The sequence below is a fragment of the Marinirhabdus gelatinilytica genome (genome assembly GCF_003353425.1).
Classification (GTDB): Bacteria; Bacteroidota; Bacteroidia; order Flavobacteriales; family Flavobacteriaceae; genus Marinirhabdus; species Marinirhabdus gelatinilytica.
The window spans coordinates 109,080-126,050 of the sequence record NZ_QRAO01000002.1 but is presented as its reverse complement, the minus strand read 5'-3'; the positions used below and the strand labels follow the sequence as shown (position 1 = coordinate 126,050).

General features: G+C 42.1%; 17 protein-coding genes. 8 read left to right on the top strand and 9 right to left on the bottom strand.

All coding sequences use genetic code 11. The annotated features are described in order from the left end of the window. Positions 1–63: 63 nt before the first annotated feature. From yajC to C8D94_RS06610, 4 genes are all read right to left on the bottom strand, one after another. Positions 64–363, bottom strand: coding sequence for a preprotein translocase subunit YajC (yajC, locus tag C8D94_RS06625; RefSeq protein WP_115123153.1), 300 nt, complete (start codon positions 361–363; stop codon positions 64–66). A 20-nt stretch (positions 364–383) separates the two neighbouring features. Further along, positions 384–863, bottom strand: a complete 480-nt coding sequence (locus tag C8D94_RS06620; protein ID WP_115123152.1) for a DUF1573 domain-containing protein — start codon at positions 861–863, stop codon at positions 384–386. Between the two features lie 62 nt (positions 864–925). After that, positions 926–1,867, bottom strand: coding sequence for a transcription antitermination factor NusB (nusB, locus tag C8D94_RS06615; RefSeq protein ID WP_115123151.1), 942 nt, complete (start codon positions 1,865–1,867; stop codon positions 926–928). 92 nt (positions 1,868–1,959) lie between these two features. Next, complete coding sequence (locus C8D94_RS06610; protein WP_115123588.1) at positions 1,960–3,057, bottom strand: Glu/Leu/Phe/Val family dehydrogenase; 1,098 nt, start codon at positions 3,055–3,057, stop codon at positions 1,960–1,962. A gap of 120 nt (positions 3,058–3,177) precedes the next feature. Here C8D94_RS06610 and C8D94_RS06605 point away from each other — a divergent pair, with 120 nt between their 5' ends. The 5 genes from C8D94_RS06605 (at position 3,178) to C8D94_RS06585 (ending at position 10,394) form a co-directional block, all read left to right on the top strand. Then, a complete protein-coding gene (locus C8D94_RS06605; protein WP_115123150.1) occupies positions 3,178–4,932 on the top strand; it encodes an ABC transporter ATP-binding protein in 1,755 nt (584 codons plus the stop codon). Between the two features lie 64 nt (positions 4,933–4,996). Continuing rightward, entirely contained in the window at positions 4,997–5,398 is a 402-nt protein-coding gene (locus C8D94_RS06600) for a PUR family DNA/RNA-binding protein (protein ID WP_115123149.1), read from the top strand. Between the two features lie 262 nt (positions 5,399–5,660). Then, positions 5,661–8,177 (top strand): M14 family zinc carboxypeptidase, encoded by a 2,517-nt coding sequence (locus C8D94_RS06595; protein ID WP_115123148.1) that lies wholly within the window; start codon positions 5,661–5,663, stop codon positions 8,175–8,177. 246 nt (positions 8,178–8,423) lie between these two features. Continuing rightward, a complete protein-coding gene (locus C8D94_RS06590; protein WP_115123147.1) occupies positions 8,424–9,416 on the top strand; it encodes a glycosyltransferase family 2 protein in 993 nt (330 codons plus the stop codon). Positions 9,417–9,530: 114 nt separating this feature from the next. Beyond that, positions 9,531–10,394 (top strand): OmpA/MotB family protein, encoded by an 864-nt coding sequence (locus C8D94_RS06585; protein WP_115123146.1) that lies wholly within the window; start codon positions 9,531–9,533, stop codon positions 10,392–10,394. Between the two features lie 71 nt (positions 10,395–10,465). Here the strand turns inward: C8D94_RS06585 and C8D94_RS06580 are convergent, their stop codons facing one another. The 3 genes from C8D94_RS06580 to C8D94_RS06570 form a co-directional block, all read right to left on the bottom strand. Further along, positions 10,466–11,302, bottom strand: a complete 837-nt coding sequence (locus C8D94_RS06580) for an alpha/beta fold hydrolase (protein WP_115123145.1) — start codon at positions 11,300–11,302, stop codon at positions 10,466–10,468. A gap of 104 nt (positions 11,303–11,406) precedes the next feature. Next, positions 11,407–12,024: an L-threonylcarbamoyladenylate synthase gene (locus tag C8D94_RS06575; RefSeq protein WP_115123144.1), complete on the bottom strand. Its 618-nt coding sequence runs from the start codon at positions 12,022–12,024 to the stop codon at positions 11,407–11,409. Positions 12,025–12,162: 138 nt separating this feature from the next. Further along, the gene (locus C8D94_RS06570) at positions 12,163–12,375 is read right to left on the bottom strand and encodes a hypervirulence associated TUDOR domain-containing protein (protein WP_115123143.1); all 213 of its coding nucleotides are present in this window, start codon (positions 12,373–12,375) and stop codon (positions 12,163–12,165) included. Positions 12,376–12,477: 102 nt separating this feature from the next. Here C8D94_RS06570 and C8D94_RS06565 point away from each other — a divergent pair, with 102 nt between their 5' ends. Further along, positions 12,478–13,365: an alpha/beta hydrolase gene (locus tag C8D94_RS06565; protein WP_115123142.1), complete on the top strand. Its 888-nt coding sequence runs from the start codon at positions 12,478–12,480 to the stop codon at positions 13,363–13,365. Here C8D94_RS06565 and C8D94_RS06560 read toward each other — a convergent pair. Both C8D94_RS06560 and C8D94_RS06555 read right to left on the bottom strand, forming a co-directional pair. Beyond that, a complete protein-coding gene (locus C8D94_RS06560) occupies positions 13,362–13,892 on the bottom strand; it encodes a YfiT family bacillithiol transferase (protein WP_115123141.1) in 531 nt (176 codons plus the stop codon). The genes C8D94_RS06565 and C8D94_RS06560 overlap by 4 nt on opposite strands. 69 nt (positions 13,893–13,961) lie before the next feature. After that, positions 13,962–14,897, bottom strand: coding sequence for a peptidylprolyl isomerase (locus tag C8D94_RS06555; RefSeq protein WP_115123140.1), 936 nt, complete (start codon positions 14,895–14,897; stop codon positions 13,962–13,964). A 216-nt stretch (positions 14,898–15,113) separates the two neighbouring features. Here C8D94_RS06555 and lysA point away from each other — a divergent pair, with 216 nt between their 5' ends. Continuing rightward, positions 15,114–16,319 carry a diaminopimelate decarboxylase gene (lysA, locus tag C8D94_RS06550; protein WP_115123139.1) on the top strand — a complete coding sequence of 402 codons (1,206 nt, stop codon included), beginning with the start codon at positions 15,114–15,116 and terminating at the stop codon, positions 16,317–16,319. Positions 16,320–16,408: 89 nt separating this feature from the next. After that, entirely contained in the window at positions 16,409–16,930 is a 522-nt protein-coding gene (locus tag C8D94_RS06545) for an IS1096 element passenger TnpR family protein (RefSeq protein ID WP_115123138.1), read from the top strand. The last annotated feature ends 41 nt before the right edge of the window (positions 16,931–16,971 follow it).

The window sequence follows — 16,971 nt, the reverse complement described above, 5'->3', positions numbered from 1 at the left end:
AATTTTCAGCATAAAAAAACCTCGCAACATTCATTGCGAGGTTTTTCGGTTTTATAAAGCTATTTACTTTTTTTGGATCGTTGAGTTTTTGGCTTCGTTCAGTTTTTGGCTCAGTTCCATGGAAATGGCAGAACGTTCAAACTTTACTTTACCGGCACCGGTTTCGATAATGCAGGTTCCATCGTCATAAAGATCGAGGATTTTCCCGTGCATTCCACTTTTGGTCACCACCCTGTCTCCTCTTTTAAGGTCCTGAGCAAATTTTTTCTCGTTCTTAGAGCGTTTCATTTGTGGGCGTATCATAAAAAGATACACAACCAAGAACATTAAAATAAGTGGGGCAAAACTCTGTAATGATTCCATAAAAAGGGATTATACGTTTTTTAGTTTCCGCTAAGTGGAGTTCCTGTTGCAGCTCCATCCTTAGGGTTTACAAACGCTTTAATCTGTAGGGTTTCCTTACCGGCCTTGGTATTTGCAGTTATGGTAACGGTCTTACTTACTTGGTTTTTTCCACTACCGTTAAACTTTACTAGCAATTCTCCTGTCTCTCCAGAAGCTACTGGCTCTTTTGGGTAAGAAGGAACTGTACATCCACAGCTACTCTTAGCATCTACAATCACCAAAGGTGCTTCCCCAGTGTTTGTAAACTTGAATATGTGCTCTACGTTTGTTCCCTGCTCGATAGTACCAAAATCGTGTACGGTTTTCTCAAACTGCATCACTGGAAACTTTCCTGCGTTTTCGTCTCTGTCTGCTGCTGCTGCAACGTTTTCTTCTTTAACTTTTTCCGAAGCATCGTTCTTACAAGAAGTAAAAATGAAAGCCGAAAGTACAGCAACGATTAAAAATGATTTTTTCATAGTATTCTTAATTTAAATTTATTTGAAAATTTCAAGGGCTAAAAATAACCATTTTTTTGCACTTACTGCAAGCCGCGCCCTATTTTATTTAAGGTCTTCTTTTCTGAAAATTCCTTTACCAGTTTATCCAGTATGCCATTTATGAAGATACTGCTCTTGGGGGTGCTGTATTCTTTCGAGATTTCCAGATACTCGTTAATGGAGACCCGTACGGGAATGGAAGGGAAGTGCAAAAACTCTGCAATGCCCATTTTCAAGATGGTAAAGTCTATTTCGGCAATACGGTCCTTGTCCCAGTTTGGTGTTTTTCCATCTATGTGCGAGGCCAGCTTTTCTTCGTTTAAAATAACTTTTCTCAACAACTGTAGGGCAAATTCCTTATCGTCGTCGTTTTTATAGAGGGATGGTATTACGGCTGCGGTGTTACTTTCAGAGATTTTACCCAACATTTTCACGATGGCCGTGTTCACGATGGGGAAATCGTCAACCCAGGTAAGACGTTTGTCCTCGATATATTCGTATAGTTTGTCATTGGGAGCGATCACCTCTTTGTACAATTGTATCAAAAAAGCCCTGTCCTCTTTAAAGGAGGTTTGTTTTTTAGAAAGATAGTCGGTATACCAGTCTTTTTCAATGAGACTTTTAAAAAGGATGGCTATGTACTCATCGTCTTCTTTCCAGTAGTTCAACTTTTTCTTTTTCAGTATTTCCTGAAGATAGGAGTTATTTGCCAAAAGCGCTACGGCCTTGTTATCTACAAAACGTCTACTGGGATTTTTTTCAGAAGCTGTTGCAAGGTGTTTTTTTTGGGATTTGAGCAAGTAGTCCTCCGCATGTTCCGTAAGGGCAACCATACTCTGCAACAATAGCACGTAAAGGTCATGCATTTGCTCTATGCTGTACCAAAGAAATTTTTCCTGCTTGTCCAGATCGGCATGTTGGGTCTGGTTGAAAGCATATATAGATTGTAAAACTTTAACCCTAATATGTCTTCTTGTTAGCATAATTTATAAAGAACTTTTGGTGTGAAAATGATACAGCGCACAAATTTTATATTCGTGCGCTGCAAAGATACTATAATATCGAGCCGAAAAAATTATTTTTCGTTCTTTCTGGCATCTATCCTGGACTGTGCAATCTCAAAAGCTGCTTGGTGTGTGGTGATGTCCTTAACTTCGGCAGTTTTCAAAATTTCTAGGGTAGTATTATAAATGTTTTCGGTCTTGCGCATGATTTCCTGCTTGCCATAATTCTCCAGTTCGGCATATACGTTTATAATTCCTCCGGCATTTATCAAGAAATCTGGGGCATAGAGAATGCCTCTTTCCCGTAGCATTTTTCCATGCTTCAACTCTTCTGCTAGTTGGTTATTGGCTGCTCCCGCAACAACTTTTGCCTTTAATTGATGGATTGTATTGTCGTTTATGGTAGCTCCCAAAGCGCAGGGTGCGTAAATATCCATTTCTTCAGCATAAATATTTCTACCTCCATAGATATCCACATTATATTTGTCGCGAACTTCTTCCAAGCGTTCTTGGTTAATGTCTGCAATGTAAACTTTGGCGCCTTCGTTGGAAAGATTTTCTACCAAGGCCTCACCTACATTACCAATACCCTCTACGTACACAACTTTATCTTCCAGCACATCGGTCCCATAGGCGTGCTTAGCTGCAGCTTTCATCCCCATAAACACACCATAGGCCGTAATGGGCGATGGGTTTCCTGCCCCTCCCATCTCTTCAGAAATACCTGTAACATAAGGGGTAACGGTACGAACCAAGTCCATATCGGCAGTGGCCATCCCTACGTCCTCGGCAGTGATGTACCTTCCACTCAAAGAGTGTACAAATTCACCAAAACGCTTCATGAGCTCTGGTGTTTTTTGGGTTTTGGCATCACCAATGATCACGGCTTTTCCTCCACCAAGGTTAAGACCCGTAATTGCACTCTTAAAGGTCATTCCCCTAGAGAGACGCAACACATCGTTCAATGCATCCCACTCACTGTTATATTGCCACATTCTTGTACCTCCCAAAGCTGGGCCCAAGACGGTATTGTGGATACCAATTATTGCTTTTAAACCTGTATCTTTGTCGTTGCAAAAAACAACTTGTTCATGATTATCGAAAGAAAGTTGGCCAAAGACCGGGGCTATTTTATTTAGATCTTTTGTGTTTACTACGTCAGTTACCATAGAATTTTCATTTTTTATGACATCCTTAAAAAGGACGTGCAAAAGTACTCTTAAATTAACATAACCGCAAAAAAAATAGTTGTTAAATAACTAATCCATAAGACAGAAATTTTAACTTATATGAAAGAACTACAATATATTAACCGGTTTTTCTTAAAATATAAGGGAAGGTTGCTATTGGGGCTGTTGGTTACCATTGTAGCGGCTGTCTTTAAATTATTCGTGCCCATCATTATTGGCGATACGGTGAATATTGTTGACGAATATATCCGCGGGAATGTAACCGACCTGGAGTACGTAAAATCCGAGCTCATAAAAAACATCCTTCTCATCCTGGGCACTACCCTACTCGCAGCATTTTTTACCTTCATTATGCGACAAACCATTATCGTGGTATCCCGATATATTGAATTCGATTTAAAGAACGTGGTCTTCAAGCAATACGAAAGACTTTCGCTTAATTTTTACAAACAGAACAGAACGGGCGATCTTATGAACCGTATTAGTGAAGATGTGGGAAAAGTACGCATGTATGCTGGCCCCGCAGTTATGTACAGCACTACTACAATTACCCTTTTTATCGTGGTGTTGTCTTATATGTTCTATAAAGCCCCAATGCTCACACTGTATGTAATTGCGCCACTCCCAGTGCTTTCTATTTGTATTTATAAGTTGAGCAAGGCCATACATAAGCGCAGTACCATAGTACAACAAACCTTGTCCAGGCTCACCACTTTTGCGCAAGAGAGTTTTAGTGGGATTTCAGTAATAAAAGCTTATGGAATAGAACCCCGTATAAACAACGGTTTTGTAACACTGGCAGAAACAAGCCGTGACAAAAATATAGATCTAGCACGGGTGCAGGCACTTTTCTTCCCGCTTATGATCTTGCTCATTGGTGCCAGTAATTTACTGGTTATCTACATTGGCGGAAACCAATACATAAATGGCGAAATTGATTTTGGGACGATTGTAGAGTTTCTAATCTACGTGAATATGCTTACGTGGCCCGTTGCCATTGTAGGCTGGGTAAGCTCTATGGTGCAACAGGCCGAAGCCTCCCAAAAACGTATCAACGAATTTCTGAACGAGGTGCCCGCAATACAAAACACAACGACCAAGGTTGAAACCGTAGAAGGAACTATCGCTTTCAACAACATTACCTTTACCTATCCTGACACCAACATCACGGCTTTAAGAAATGTAACCTTTTCAGTAAAAGCTGGAGAGACCCTAGCAATTGTTGGCAATACGGGAAGTGGCAAATCTACCATCTTGGAACTTATAGGTAGACTCTACGATGTGCAGCGTGGCACCCTTACCATAGACGGTACGCCCATAGCAAAACGGAACTTGGAAAACATACGTGAGGCCATTGGATATGTTCCGCAGGATGCCTTTCTTTTTAGTGATAGCATTAAGAACAATATAAAGTTCGGGAAAGAGGAAGCCACCGATAAGGAAGTGATGGAAGCAGCAAAGAATGCTGCTGTACATAAAAACATAGTAGGCTTCTCAAACGGTTACGACACCGTATTGGGCGAACGTGGTATCTCCTTGAGCGGTGGACAAAAACAACGGGTCTCCATTGCGCGTGCCATCATAAAAGATCCCAAGATACTTTTGTTTGACGATTGCCTCTCTGCAGTGGATACTGAAACCGAAGAGGAAATACTTCAAAACCTGCATGATATTTCGGCCAATAAAACCACAATTATCGTGAGCCACAGGGTTTCTTCAGCAAAAAATGCCGATAAAATAATCGTCCTCGAAGAAGGCAAGATCATTCAGCAAGGCACTCATCTTGAGCTTACAAATCAAGAGGGTTATTACAAAGAACTCTACAATAAACAACTTTCCGAAAAAGAAATGTAGCTGTTCATTTGGCTTATTTGGTTTTTTTTTTGATTTTTGGCACACGTATAAAACAAAAACAATCATGAGCGATTCATATTCGATGGAGAAAGAAGAAATCTACAGCAAAGTAATGCGCGCAGGACGCCGCACCTATTTTTTTGATGTACGATCTACCAAGGCAGGCGACTACTACCTAACCATTACCGAAAGTAAAAAATTTACCAACGACGACGGTTCTTACCATTACAAGAAACACAAAATCTACCTTTACAAAGAAGATTTTGCAGAGTTTAGAGAGCACGTTGGCGAGATGATAGATTATATTATCAAGGAAAAAGGAGAAGAAGTGATTAGCGAACGCCACCAAAGTGATTATAAAAAAGAAGAGAACGTTGGCGGACCGCAAAGTGCTCCAGAAGCAGGAACCGTTGCAGACGAGCCAGCACCCTCCAACTTTACCGATATTGATTTTGACGATATTTAATCGCAACCCTATTATTTTACCTAAAACCGTCTCCTAATTCGAGACGGTTTTTTTATTTTTACGAAAGTGGCGTAACCCTCTTTCGCAGAAAAGCTCCAGAGGGTCGGGCCTGCCTGCCGGCGGGTAGACTTTCGGCTATACCTTTTTGTTTGTCGTATTTTGTTACACGGAGCGCAGTTGAAGTGTCTTTTTAATCAACAAATTATATAAAAAAGATATTGCTTAAATCACTTACGCAAGGACTAACATTTTAAATTTCACCATGAAAAAACTATTGCAACTATTTCTTTTTACACTTACCCTAACAACAGTCGCACAAGATTATACTGTAGATTTGGACTACTACCTCCCAGAGGATGTAACATATAATCCAGCCGTCCCCACCCCTAAAAGTGCCATAGGCCACGAAGTTGGCGATTGGCACATCACACACGACAAGCTCTCTTATTATATGAAAGCGCTTGCCGATGCCAGCGACCGTATTACCCTGGAGGACAGGGGCACCACCTTTGAGGGGCGCCCACTGCAATTGCTCATCATTACCTCGCCAGCAAACCATAACAATATAGATAACATTAGGCAAAACCATGTGGCCCTGACTGAGAGCGGCAGTAACTCTTTAAACACCTCGACTATGCCCATTGTGGTATATCAAGGGTTTTCAATCCACGGAAACGAACCCAGTGGCTCTAACGCAGCTTTGGCCGTAGCCTATTACCTTGCGGCCGCACAAGGACCAAAGATTGACGAACTGTTAGACCATACGGTTATTCTATTCGATCCCTCGCTCAATCCAGATGGTTTGCAACGATTTTCCTATTGGGCAAATATGCACAAGAGCCAAAATATAAATCCAGACCCGTACGACCGTGAATATGACGAAGTTTGGCCTGGCGGTCGTACCAACCACTATTGGTTCGATATGAACCGCGATTGGCTTCCCGTGCAACTTCCTGAAAGTCGTGCACGCATAGAGACCTTTCACGAATGGTACCCCAATATATTGACCGACCATCACGAGATGGGCACCAATTCCAGTTTCTTCTTCCAGCCAGGGATTCCTTCAAGGACACACCCCTTAACGCCAAAATTGAATCAAGAACTCACAGGCAAGATTGGGAACTACCACGCCAAGGCACTGGACAAAATAGGCAGCTTTTACTATACCGAAGAAAATTTTGACGATTTCTATTACGGAAAAGGAAGTACCTTCCCGGACATAAACGGAGGGATAGGCATTCTTTTCGAGCAGGCCTCTTCTCGCGGGCACGCACAAGAGAGCGATAATGGCATATTGACCTTTCCGTTTACCATCCGTAACCAATTCACTGCTGCATTATCTACGCTTGAAGCTGCCGTGGGAATGCGTGCCGAAATTTTAGACTATCAACGTCAATTTTTTAACGATGCCAGGAATGAAGCAAGTACTGGCGCCATTGTTTTTGGCGATGAAAAAGATGCTGGAAAGGTGAACGCCCTTGCTGAGATCCTACAACGGCACAAAGTGAAATTCCACGAAGTGAAAAACAATTTCACAAAAGATGGTAAAACCTATAAAAAAGGATTCAGCTATATCATCCCGAAAAATCAACGCCAATCTCGATTGGTAAATGCAATGTTCGAAAAGCGTACTACGTTTCAGGACAGTCTATTCTACGATATTTCGGCTTGGACGTTCCCATTGGCGTTCAATCTAGATTATTCCGAAGATGTAGCCTTGAGCCAAGCTGGTTCCCAAGTGACCGACTTAAAATTGAAAACCCCTAACGCTCCCAATAATTCTAATTACGGGTATTTAATGGAGTGGCATGAGTATTACAGCCCAAAAGCCCTCAACATAATACTACAAGAAGGGCTTAGGGCCAAAGTAGGAATGAGTCCTTTCAGCTTAGAGAATAAAGAATACGACTACGGAACCGTTCTTATTCCGGTACAAAACCAAAAATTACAAGGGAGTGAACTCAATCAATTTCTGGCAGATGTAAGCAAACAAACAGGTGTGACAATCACTGGCGTACAAACAGGTCTCACCAAGGGCATAGACTTAGGAAGCGGGCAATTTAGGGCGATTGAAGAACCTAAGGTTGCCATTTTGGTAGGTGAAGGAGTCAATCCATACGACGCAGGGGAAATATGGCATCTTTTTGACACCCGATACGATATGATGATTACCAAGCTGGACACCAAGAATTTTGGCCGGATGGACCTGAACCGTTATACCGATATTATCCTGCCCGCAACCTGGGGCAGTGCTTTGGATAAAGACGATACCGAAACGTTGAAAGATTGGGTGAAAGCCGGCGGTACTCTTATTGGTTATCGCAACGCAGGCCGTTTTCTTGAAAAAAACGAATTCCTAAAATTGAGTTTCAAGAAAAAGCAGGACACGGCAAAAGCTATCTCTTTTGAACAACGAAGGGACTATTTTGGAGCACAAGTAATTGGAGGTGCTATTTTTGAAGCAAAGTTGGACCGCTCCCACCCCATTGCCTTTGGATATAGCAATACTACATTACCTATGTTCAGAAACACCACGTTATTTGTAGAAGCGGACGATAACAGTTACAACAACCCAATTCAATATACAGAAAGCCCATTGCTGGCAGGCTATATCTCAAAACCCAATTTAGAGGAACTTAAAAACACCGTTCCCTTTAAAACCGAAAGACTGGGCCGTGGGCGAGTGGTCTATTTTACCGATAACACGAATTTTAGGGCCTTCTGGTACGGAACCAACAAATTGTTGATGAATGCAATTTTCTTTGGGGATGAAATGTAAATGGGGTTGGTAGCGGGTGGTTGGTAGGATACTTCGCTCGCAGCAAAAACCCAAAAGGTGTTGTCGAGGCACGAGACCTCCTTGTGGGTTTTAGTGCTGGAGTAACCTCACAGGTTTCTTAAGCAGATGTACTGGCAACCTCTAAGGTTTGAGCATTGGAACTTTAGTGAAACATTAAAAAAACTGAAACTACCGCTAACCTACCGGCAGTCAGGGACTCAAAACAATCAACTATAAAAATATCAATTGACAACAGCAGTAATCATTTTAAACTGGAACGGAAAAGCACTCTTGGAGCAGTTTCTCCCATCCGTGGTGCAGTTTTCCCAGGAAGCAACGGTATATGTAGCCGACAATGCATCTACAGACGATTCTGTTGTGTATGTTTCTGCTAATTTCCCTACGGTTCAGGTAATTCGAAATACTGAAAATGGCGGATACGCTAAGGGTTATAACGACGCCTTAGCAAATCTTTCCGAAGATATATTTGTACTACTCAATAGCGATGTTGAAGTCACCAAAAACTGGTTGCAACCAGTACTTTCAGCATTTAAAAGCGATGATAGATTGGTTGCGGCGCAGCCCAAGATTCTCGACTTTAAAGATAAGTCTAAGTTTGAGTATGCCGGTGCGGCCGGTGGGTTTATAGACAAGCTGGGCTACCCCTACTGTCGTGGCAGAATTTTCAGTACCATTGAGAAAGACACAAATCAATACAACGATATTACTGAAATTTTCTGGGCAACGGGAGCGTGTCTTTTTGTAACCAATCACGCCTTTAAACAAGTGGGAGGATTTGACGAGGATTTTTTTGCGCACCAGGAAGAAATTGATCTTTGCTGGCGTATGCGAAGTCTGGGAGGCGTTATTAAATATGTAGGGAGTGCTTCGGTATATCACGTGGGGGGAGCCACTCTGGGAGCTGCAAATCCCCAAAAAACATTTTACAATTTTAGAAACACGCTCCTGGCACTGGTTAAAAACGTAAAGGGCAGTAAGGTGTGGTGGTGTATCTTTAAGCGAATGCTTTGGGATGGCATCGCAGGATTTCAGTTTATAATACAGGGCAAATTTTCGCATTTTTTTGCGATCCTAAGGGCGCATTTCAGCTTTTATGGATTGTTGCCAAAGTTTCTTCAAAAACGTAAAAAATGGGCTTCAAACCTTCGGTATTATCAGGTTTCCTCGATAGTTTGGCAGTATTTCTTCTTAAGTAAAAAGAAATACCCAAACCTTTAGTTGTTTTTACTTAAAGTATTGTTAATCCTAGTAATGGTCGTGTTTCATTTTTTAATTTTGGTAATCGATTTAATGTTAAAACATTTACAATAATTCAACTTAAAAAATAAAACAATGAAAAAACTAATTGTGTTGGCCCTTTGTTCTGGTTTGTTTTTTACTTCTTGTGTTTCTAAAAAGAAATATGCAGAGTTGGAAGACAAACAGCAAAAGACTCAGGATCTTTTGAATACCGCAACTGTGAAACTGAACGATTGTTTGGAAGAGCGGTCGGGTTTGAGAGCGCAGAATGAAAGCCTAAAAAGCCAAGTTGCTTCCCTCAACGCTACCAATAGCGACCTGATAAGACAGGTGGGCGACTTTACCGATTTGACCAAAAAAGGTGCTGAAAATCTTGAGAAATCCCTAGAGAGCCTTCAAGAAAAGGACCTTACCATACGTAGACTACAGGATGCCCTTACCCGTAAGGATAGTGTAACACTTGCCTTGGTAACCAGCTTGAAAAAAGAAGTTGGTCTAGACGATGAAGATATTGAGATTAATGTAGAGAAAGGTGTGGTCTTTATCTCCTTGAGCGATAAAGTACTCTTTAAGAGCGGTAGCTACCAAATTACAAACCGTGCCTCTGAAATACTAGGAAAAGTGGCCACGGTAATAAACGACAAACCAGATTTTGAAGCTTTGGTTGAAGGACATACAGATAATGTACCTTACAAAAGCGGACCCTTATTGGACAACTGGGACTTGAGTGTGAAGCGTTCTACAGCAATTGTACGAGAGCTTGTTAATCTTGGAGTCAATCCTTCGCAACTTATTGCTGCGGGCCGTGGAGAGTTTATACCAAAGGTATCTAACGACACTGCCGAGAACCGCTCTATAAACCGAAGAACAAAAATTTATGTACTGCCTAAGATAGACCAGTTCTACGAAATGGTTGAAAACTCTATGGAAGAGTTGAGCCAAGAAGGTGGTCAATAAAAGGACACCATTAAAAACTAAAAAATCCCGACAAAAATTGTCGGGATTTTTTTTGCGGAAATTTAAAAGGGTTAACTTTTTAAGAAGCTAACCAATATATCGTTCACCTTTTCGGTATGTGTGAAAACACAACCATGTGGAGCATCTTTAATCACCTCTAGTTTACTATCATTAACTAACGAATGCCCTTGTTTTGCGGTGGGATCTATAGGTACAACTCGATCTGCATCTCCGTGGACGAACAAGCAAGGAATATCAATTTTCTTTACATCTTCCCGTAGATCTGTTTTTCCGAAGGCATCGATACAATCCAATGTTGCTTTGGGTGAAGCGTGTGATGCAATGTTCCAATTAAAATGGACTTGCTTATCGCTTATTTTATCCTTGTTATCGTCGTAATTCACGAAATTTTTACCGAAGTCTCCCAAGAAACCTAGGCGGTCGCTCTTTATAGCGTCCTTGAATTCTTCAAAAGTTTCGGCGGGCACCCCATCTGGGTTATCATCGGTTTTTAACATAAACGGTGCAATGGAGCTAAGAAAAACCACTTTTGAAAGTTTATCGGTACCGTACTTTCCTACATAACGTGCTACTTTACCGCCTCCCATAGAGAATCCAATAAGGGTAACATTGTTTAAACGCAAATGGTCTATCAAATCACGTAAGTCCTGCGCCATGGTATCGTAATCATAGCCAGCATAAGGTTTGTCGCTTCTCCCGAAGCCTCTCCTGTCGTACGTAATACATCTAAAACCTGCATCTATAATGGCCTGTTTTTGGTATTCGAACATTTGTCCGCTCAATGGCCAACCGTGTATCAATAGTACGGGTAGGCCTTCGCCGAAATCCTCGTAGTACAAATTGATGGACTTTGTTTTTTCTTGTGAAGTTGTTGCAAAATAGTTCATAGCTTTTTTTATTGATTATGGACATGAAGATACTTCACAAAACATTCAGAATGAAACATATGAGGGAGATTATATCTATTTTAACTGAAAGTGTTAAGAGCGATTTAAATCTCAAGGCTCCCTTTTCCCTCCCGTATCAGTTCGGGTTCGCTCCCAGTAAGATCGATAACCGTTGAAGCTACATTACCTCCATAACCACCGTCTATCACTACATCAACCAACTTCCCCCACTTTTCCAAGATTAGCTCAGGGTCTGTGGTGTACTCTATCACTTCGTCCTCATCTTTTATGGAAGTAGAAATTATAGGATTTCCCAATTGGCTCACAATGGCCCTAGCTATGGAATTGTCCGGCACGCGTATACCCACTTCTTTCTTCTTTTTGAAAACAGTAGGTAAATTGTTGTTGCCAGGTAGGATAAAGGTGTAAGGCCCCGGAAGTGCACGTTTCAACAATTTAAAGGTAGCCGAATCTATTTGTTTCACATAATCACTTAAATTACTAAGGTCCTCGCACACAAAGGAAAAATTGGCCTTTTCCAGCTTCACACCCTTAAGATGTGCTACCCGCTCCAATGCCCTGTTATTCGTAATGTCGCACCCCAAGGCATAAACGGTATCGCTCGGGTAAATTACCAAACCGCCATCTTTAAGTACATCCACCACTTTTTTTATGTCCTTCGGGTTGGGGTTGTCTTCGTAAATTTTTATGAATTGTGCCATAGTTGTTATATTAGTAGACTAAAGATACGCCAAGCGACTTAGAAATCCCAATAAAACAAAACCCAAATCACAAATATCTTTGTAGCGTTTTGGTGTGTTTTATTTAGATTGGAATATCCTAAAAGAACTAGCCACGGTTCAATCCGTCCTAGTGACTTCACTTTCGGATTTTAGGACCTTATCACCACCTTCCTGTTCAATATAGAGTGCTTTGTTCCCTTCTTCCCCCTTTCGGGTAACCTTATTACCTTTTATGGTCTTGGTTGTTTCTTTGGTATAGGTTTCAATCACTTTTCCGGTTGCGGTGCCATTGCCCCACTTCCATTGTACCTTGGTTCCTTTCTGTATCATTTTTTGTTTTAATATAAACTGAAATGAAACAAAAACGCCGCCGAATAACAATTTGTTAACATAAAATCCAGTATTTTACGTTACCCTACTAAACCGTTCAAGATGAAAATGATTATACATCCACTATATTTTTTCAGCATATTGATACTAGCTGTTTCGGGATGCTCTTCAGATGAAAACACAACGGAGCCACAAAATGAAACTCCGCTAGCAGCCGAAACTATGCTAAATGTTTCCTACGGAAGCAGTCCACAACAAGCGTACGATATCTATTTACCCGAAGGCCGCACTGCCGAAAAAACAAAGGTTCTCCTTTTGGTACACGGGGGTGGTTGGACCTCTGGCGACAAAGCTGATATGACCGCTACAGTAACTCTTTTGGAGGGCACGCACCCCAACCACGCCATTGTAAATATTAATTATGTATTGGCAGCACTGCCCAACACGCCAGCTTTTCCCAATCAGTTTTTGGATCTTAAAGCCGCGATCGATAAACTTACCAATGAGCGGGAAACGTTACAGATTAAACCAGAATTTGGGATGATAGGCGTGAGTGCCGGAGCCCACCTCTCTTTGATGTACGATTTTGTATACGACAGTACAGACCAGGTAAAGTTTGTAGCAGATATTGTAGGCCCATCAGATTTTACGGATCCTTTTTATGTAAATGACCCGCAGTTTCAACTAGCATTGAATTTCTTGGTAGATGCATCCCAGTATCCAAACGGTACCAATCTAGCCGAGGCCATAAGTCCCGCAAAACAGGTTTCAGCCAGCAGCAGCCCTGCACTCCTTTTCTACGGAACTGTTGACCCATTAGTCCCCTTGTCCAATGGTGAAAGCTTGGATACAGCGCTCACCCAAAACAATATAGAGCATATTTTTTCTGTCTATGAAGGAGGCCACGGTAACGACTGGAGTGAGGCAGATAACCAAGATTTACAGGACAAGATATCAACTTACATCAATACATATCTGGTAATAGATTAGTCCATGCGGTCCAATGCATTTTTGATATGTGCAAAATGGTGCATACTATGCCAAGCATAGATCAAGGTATGCTCCTTCAACGTTGTGGGTTCTTCCTTGTCAGGATGTTGGTAGGTACGCTCCCACTGTTCGGTTGTCAACGATTTCAGTAAGTATGTCATTTTATAGTGCAATGCCTCTACGTGTGTAAGCGACCACGCAATAGGCATGGTTGTGCTATCTCCCAATGCCGCCCAATCTTTTTCATTGTAGCCCTTAATAGCTGGGGTATCTTCGGTAAGTGTCCATTTTAGGCGCGTATAGCTGTGGTGGTGACTATCGGCTATGTGGTGGATAAGTTGTCTTATGGTCCAGCCTTCGGGTCTGTAGGGTTGTTTTAACGTATCTTCGGGCAGATGTGCCGTGAGCAAACGTAACTGCTCTGGAAAGATCTCAAGAATGGTGATGGCTTCCTGAATATCTTTTTCTGAAATGTTTTCAGGTTTTTTAAATGTTCCGATGGGATATTGTAGTGCTTCTATGTTCATACAACAAAACTAAAAAACGCTCCAGTTTCCCAGAGCGTTCTGTTTAAATTGTTCTTAACAAGTTGTGCACTATTTCTTCACGTCCACCAATTCTACATCAAAGACCAAGGTAGCGTTGGGAGGAATTACTCCACCGGCTCCTTGTGCACCATAACCTAAGTGGCTTGGGATTACAAAACGAGCCTTGTCGCCCACTTGCAAAAGCTGGATACCTTCGTCCCAACCTGCAATTACATTGCCCATTCCCACTGGGAACTCAATTGGGTTACCTCTTTTATAGGACGAATCGAACACGCCCCCATCTGCAAACATACCTTTGTAATGTACGGCCACTGTGTTTCCTTTTTCGGCTTTGGCTCCATCCCCTTTTTGGATGATCTGGTAGCGAAGACCGCTCTCGGTTTCTTCAAAGCCTTCAGAAATACTGGTTAACAGCTCTTCTTGGGCTTTCTTGGCAGCTGCCTCGCGCTCTTCTTTGGCTCCATTGAATTTTCTGAAATTCTCGACAGCGTTCCAAGCTTGTGCTTCTTCGCCTACTCTTATAATCTCAACCTTTTGCATGGTATCGCCTTGCGCAACGCTATCTACCACGTCCTGTCCCTCAACCACCTTCCCAAACACGGTGTGCTTGTTGTCCAACCAAGGAGTCTCTACGTGAGTGATAAAAAATTGGCTCCCGTTGGTACTCGGTCCTGCATTTGCCATAGAGAACATCCCTGGCCCATCGTGGCGCAATTCCGGGTGGAACTCATCGTCAAACCTATATCCCGGTCCTCCAGCTCCTGTACCCTGTGGGTCACCTCCCTGAATCATAAAATCTGGGATTACACGGTGAAATTTCAATCCGTCGTAGTACGGTGTGCCTTGTGGCTTTGCTTCATTTTCCAGGTTTCCTTCGGCCAGTGCCACAAAGTTACCCACTGTTCCCGGGGTTCTTTTGTGATACAATTCTCCTAGTATTTCTCCTTTTTCGGTTGTAATCTTTGCGTAGATTCCTTCTTGCATTTCTTCGGTTTTAAAATTATATGTTAGTGAGCGTTCTGCTTCGGTAAATAAAGGTGCAAAGGTACAAAATCCTAAAGCAAAAGTGCTTAAAGACCTTGGTTTGGATGTAAGAAAACACCCAATATTCCAAACTTTATAAAAACTTTAAGAATCAGCTATGCAACAGGTTCTATTTTTACCAACTTAAATTTTAAAACAACTTAAATTTCAGAAAAAATGACACACCAAGACCTTTTAGCAGTAGCGCAGGAGTTTGGTAGCCCTGTGTATGTGTACAACGCTTCAACCATGGAAGCACAATACAAACGCTTGCAAAAGGCTTTTAAGGGTGTGAAACAGGTGAAGTTTAATTATGCCGTGAAGGCCCTCTCTAACATTTCGGTATTGAAATTACTGAACAGCTTTGGCTGCGGAATGGACACTGTTTCCATCCAAGAAGTACGGCTGGCCCTGGAAGCTGGTGTAGCGGCACAGGACATTATTTACACCCCAAACGGTGTTTCGTTGAAGGAGCTTGAAAAAGCTAGAGAGCTGGGAGTGCAAATAAATATTGACAATCTCTCTATCCTCGAACAATTTGGAACGCTATACCCTAAAACACCTGTATGCATAAGGATAAACCCGCATGTGATGGCGGGTGGCAACACCAATATTTCGGTGGGGCATATAGATAGCAAGTTTGGTATTTCCATACACCAACTCCCGCACATACAGCGTATCGTAAAAAATACTGGGATGCACATTAACGGTGTACATATGCATACGGGGAGCGACATTTTAGATATTGACGTGTTCTTGTATGCCTCGGAAATCTTATTTGAAACGGCCAAACATTTCGACAACCTAGAGTTTATAGACTTTGGTAGTGGTTTCAAGGTACCCTACAAGCAAGGCGACATTGAAACCAATGTGGAAGAAATGGGTGAAAAGCTCACCAAGCGCTTCAACGAATTTTGCGCCGATTATGGAAAAGAACTTACCCTTGCCTTTGAGCCCGGTAAGTTTTTGGTAAGTGAGTCCGGAAAATTTTTGGTAGCGGTAAACGTGGTAAAACAAACCACATCTACTGTATTTGCCCAAGTAGATAGCGGCTTTAACCATTTAATACGCCCAATGCTCTACAACGCCCAGCATGAGATTGAGAACATAAGCAATCCACATGGCAGGGACCGCTTTTATAGTGTAGTGGGATATATTTGTGAAACCGATACCTTTGCGAACAACCGTCGTATCGCCGAGATTACCGAAGGCGACATCCTTGCCTTTAGCAACGCAGGAGCTTATTGTTTCTCCATGGCGAGCAATTACAATAGCCGCTACCGTCCTGCCGAAGTGTTATGGTACAAAGGAAAGGCACACCTGATACGTAAAAGGGAAATCTTCGAGGATTTGCTAGCCAACCAAGTTGTGGCGGAGCTATAATTGGGTGGTGTTTTTATTTTAAATCGGCTGTTTCTTCTCTCTTTGGTTTAGTGGCAATCCCTTATCTTTGCACTCCAAAATTCTAGGAGATGATTTATAGATTTAGAGCTATTCTGGATACGCAAGAAGATGTGTTCAGGGATATTGAAATAGAAGCCTCTAGCACCATGGAAGATTTCCACAACGCCATTACCCAAGCTTTCGGGTTTGACGGGCAGGAAATGGCATCGTTTTACGTGAGCAACGAACTATGGGAACAGGGTGAGGAGATTGCCCTTTTCGATATGAGCGAGGGTGGCGATACCGTACGCACCATGAGCGAGACCATTTTAGAGGATACCGTGTGGGAAAAACAACCCAGGCTTTTGTATGTGTACGATTTCTTGAATATGTGGACCTTTATGGTTGAGCTTGCTGAAATCACCGAACCCGAACCCGGGATGCCCTACCCCAACTTGATGTATTCCCACGGTGAGATTCCTGCTCAAGCTCCCGAAAAGGAATTTATTGCTGAAAAGATAGACGGCGAGGACGATTTTGACGAAGACGACGAATACGGCCTGGACGCCGATGATTACGACAATCTGGATTTTGATGAAAACTGGAATTGAGTCAAGACAACCCGTAGTATTAAATTAAACCCTAGGCTGTA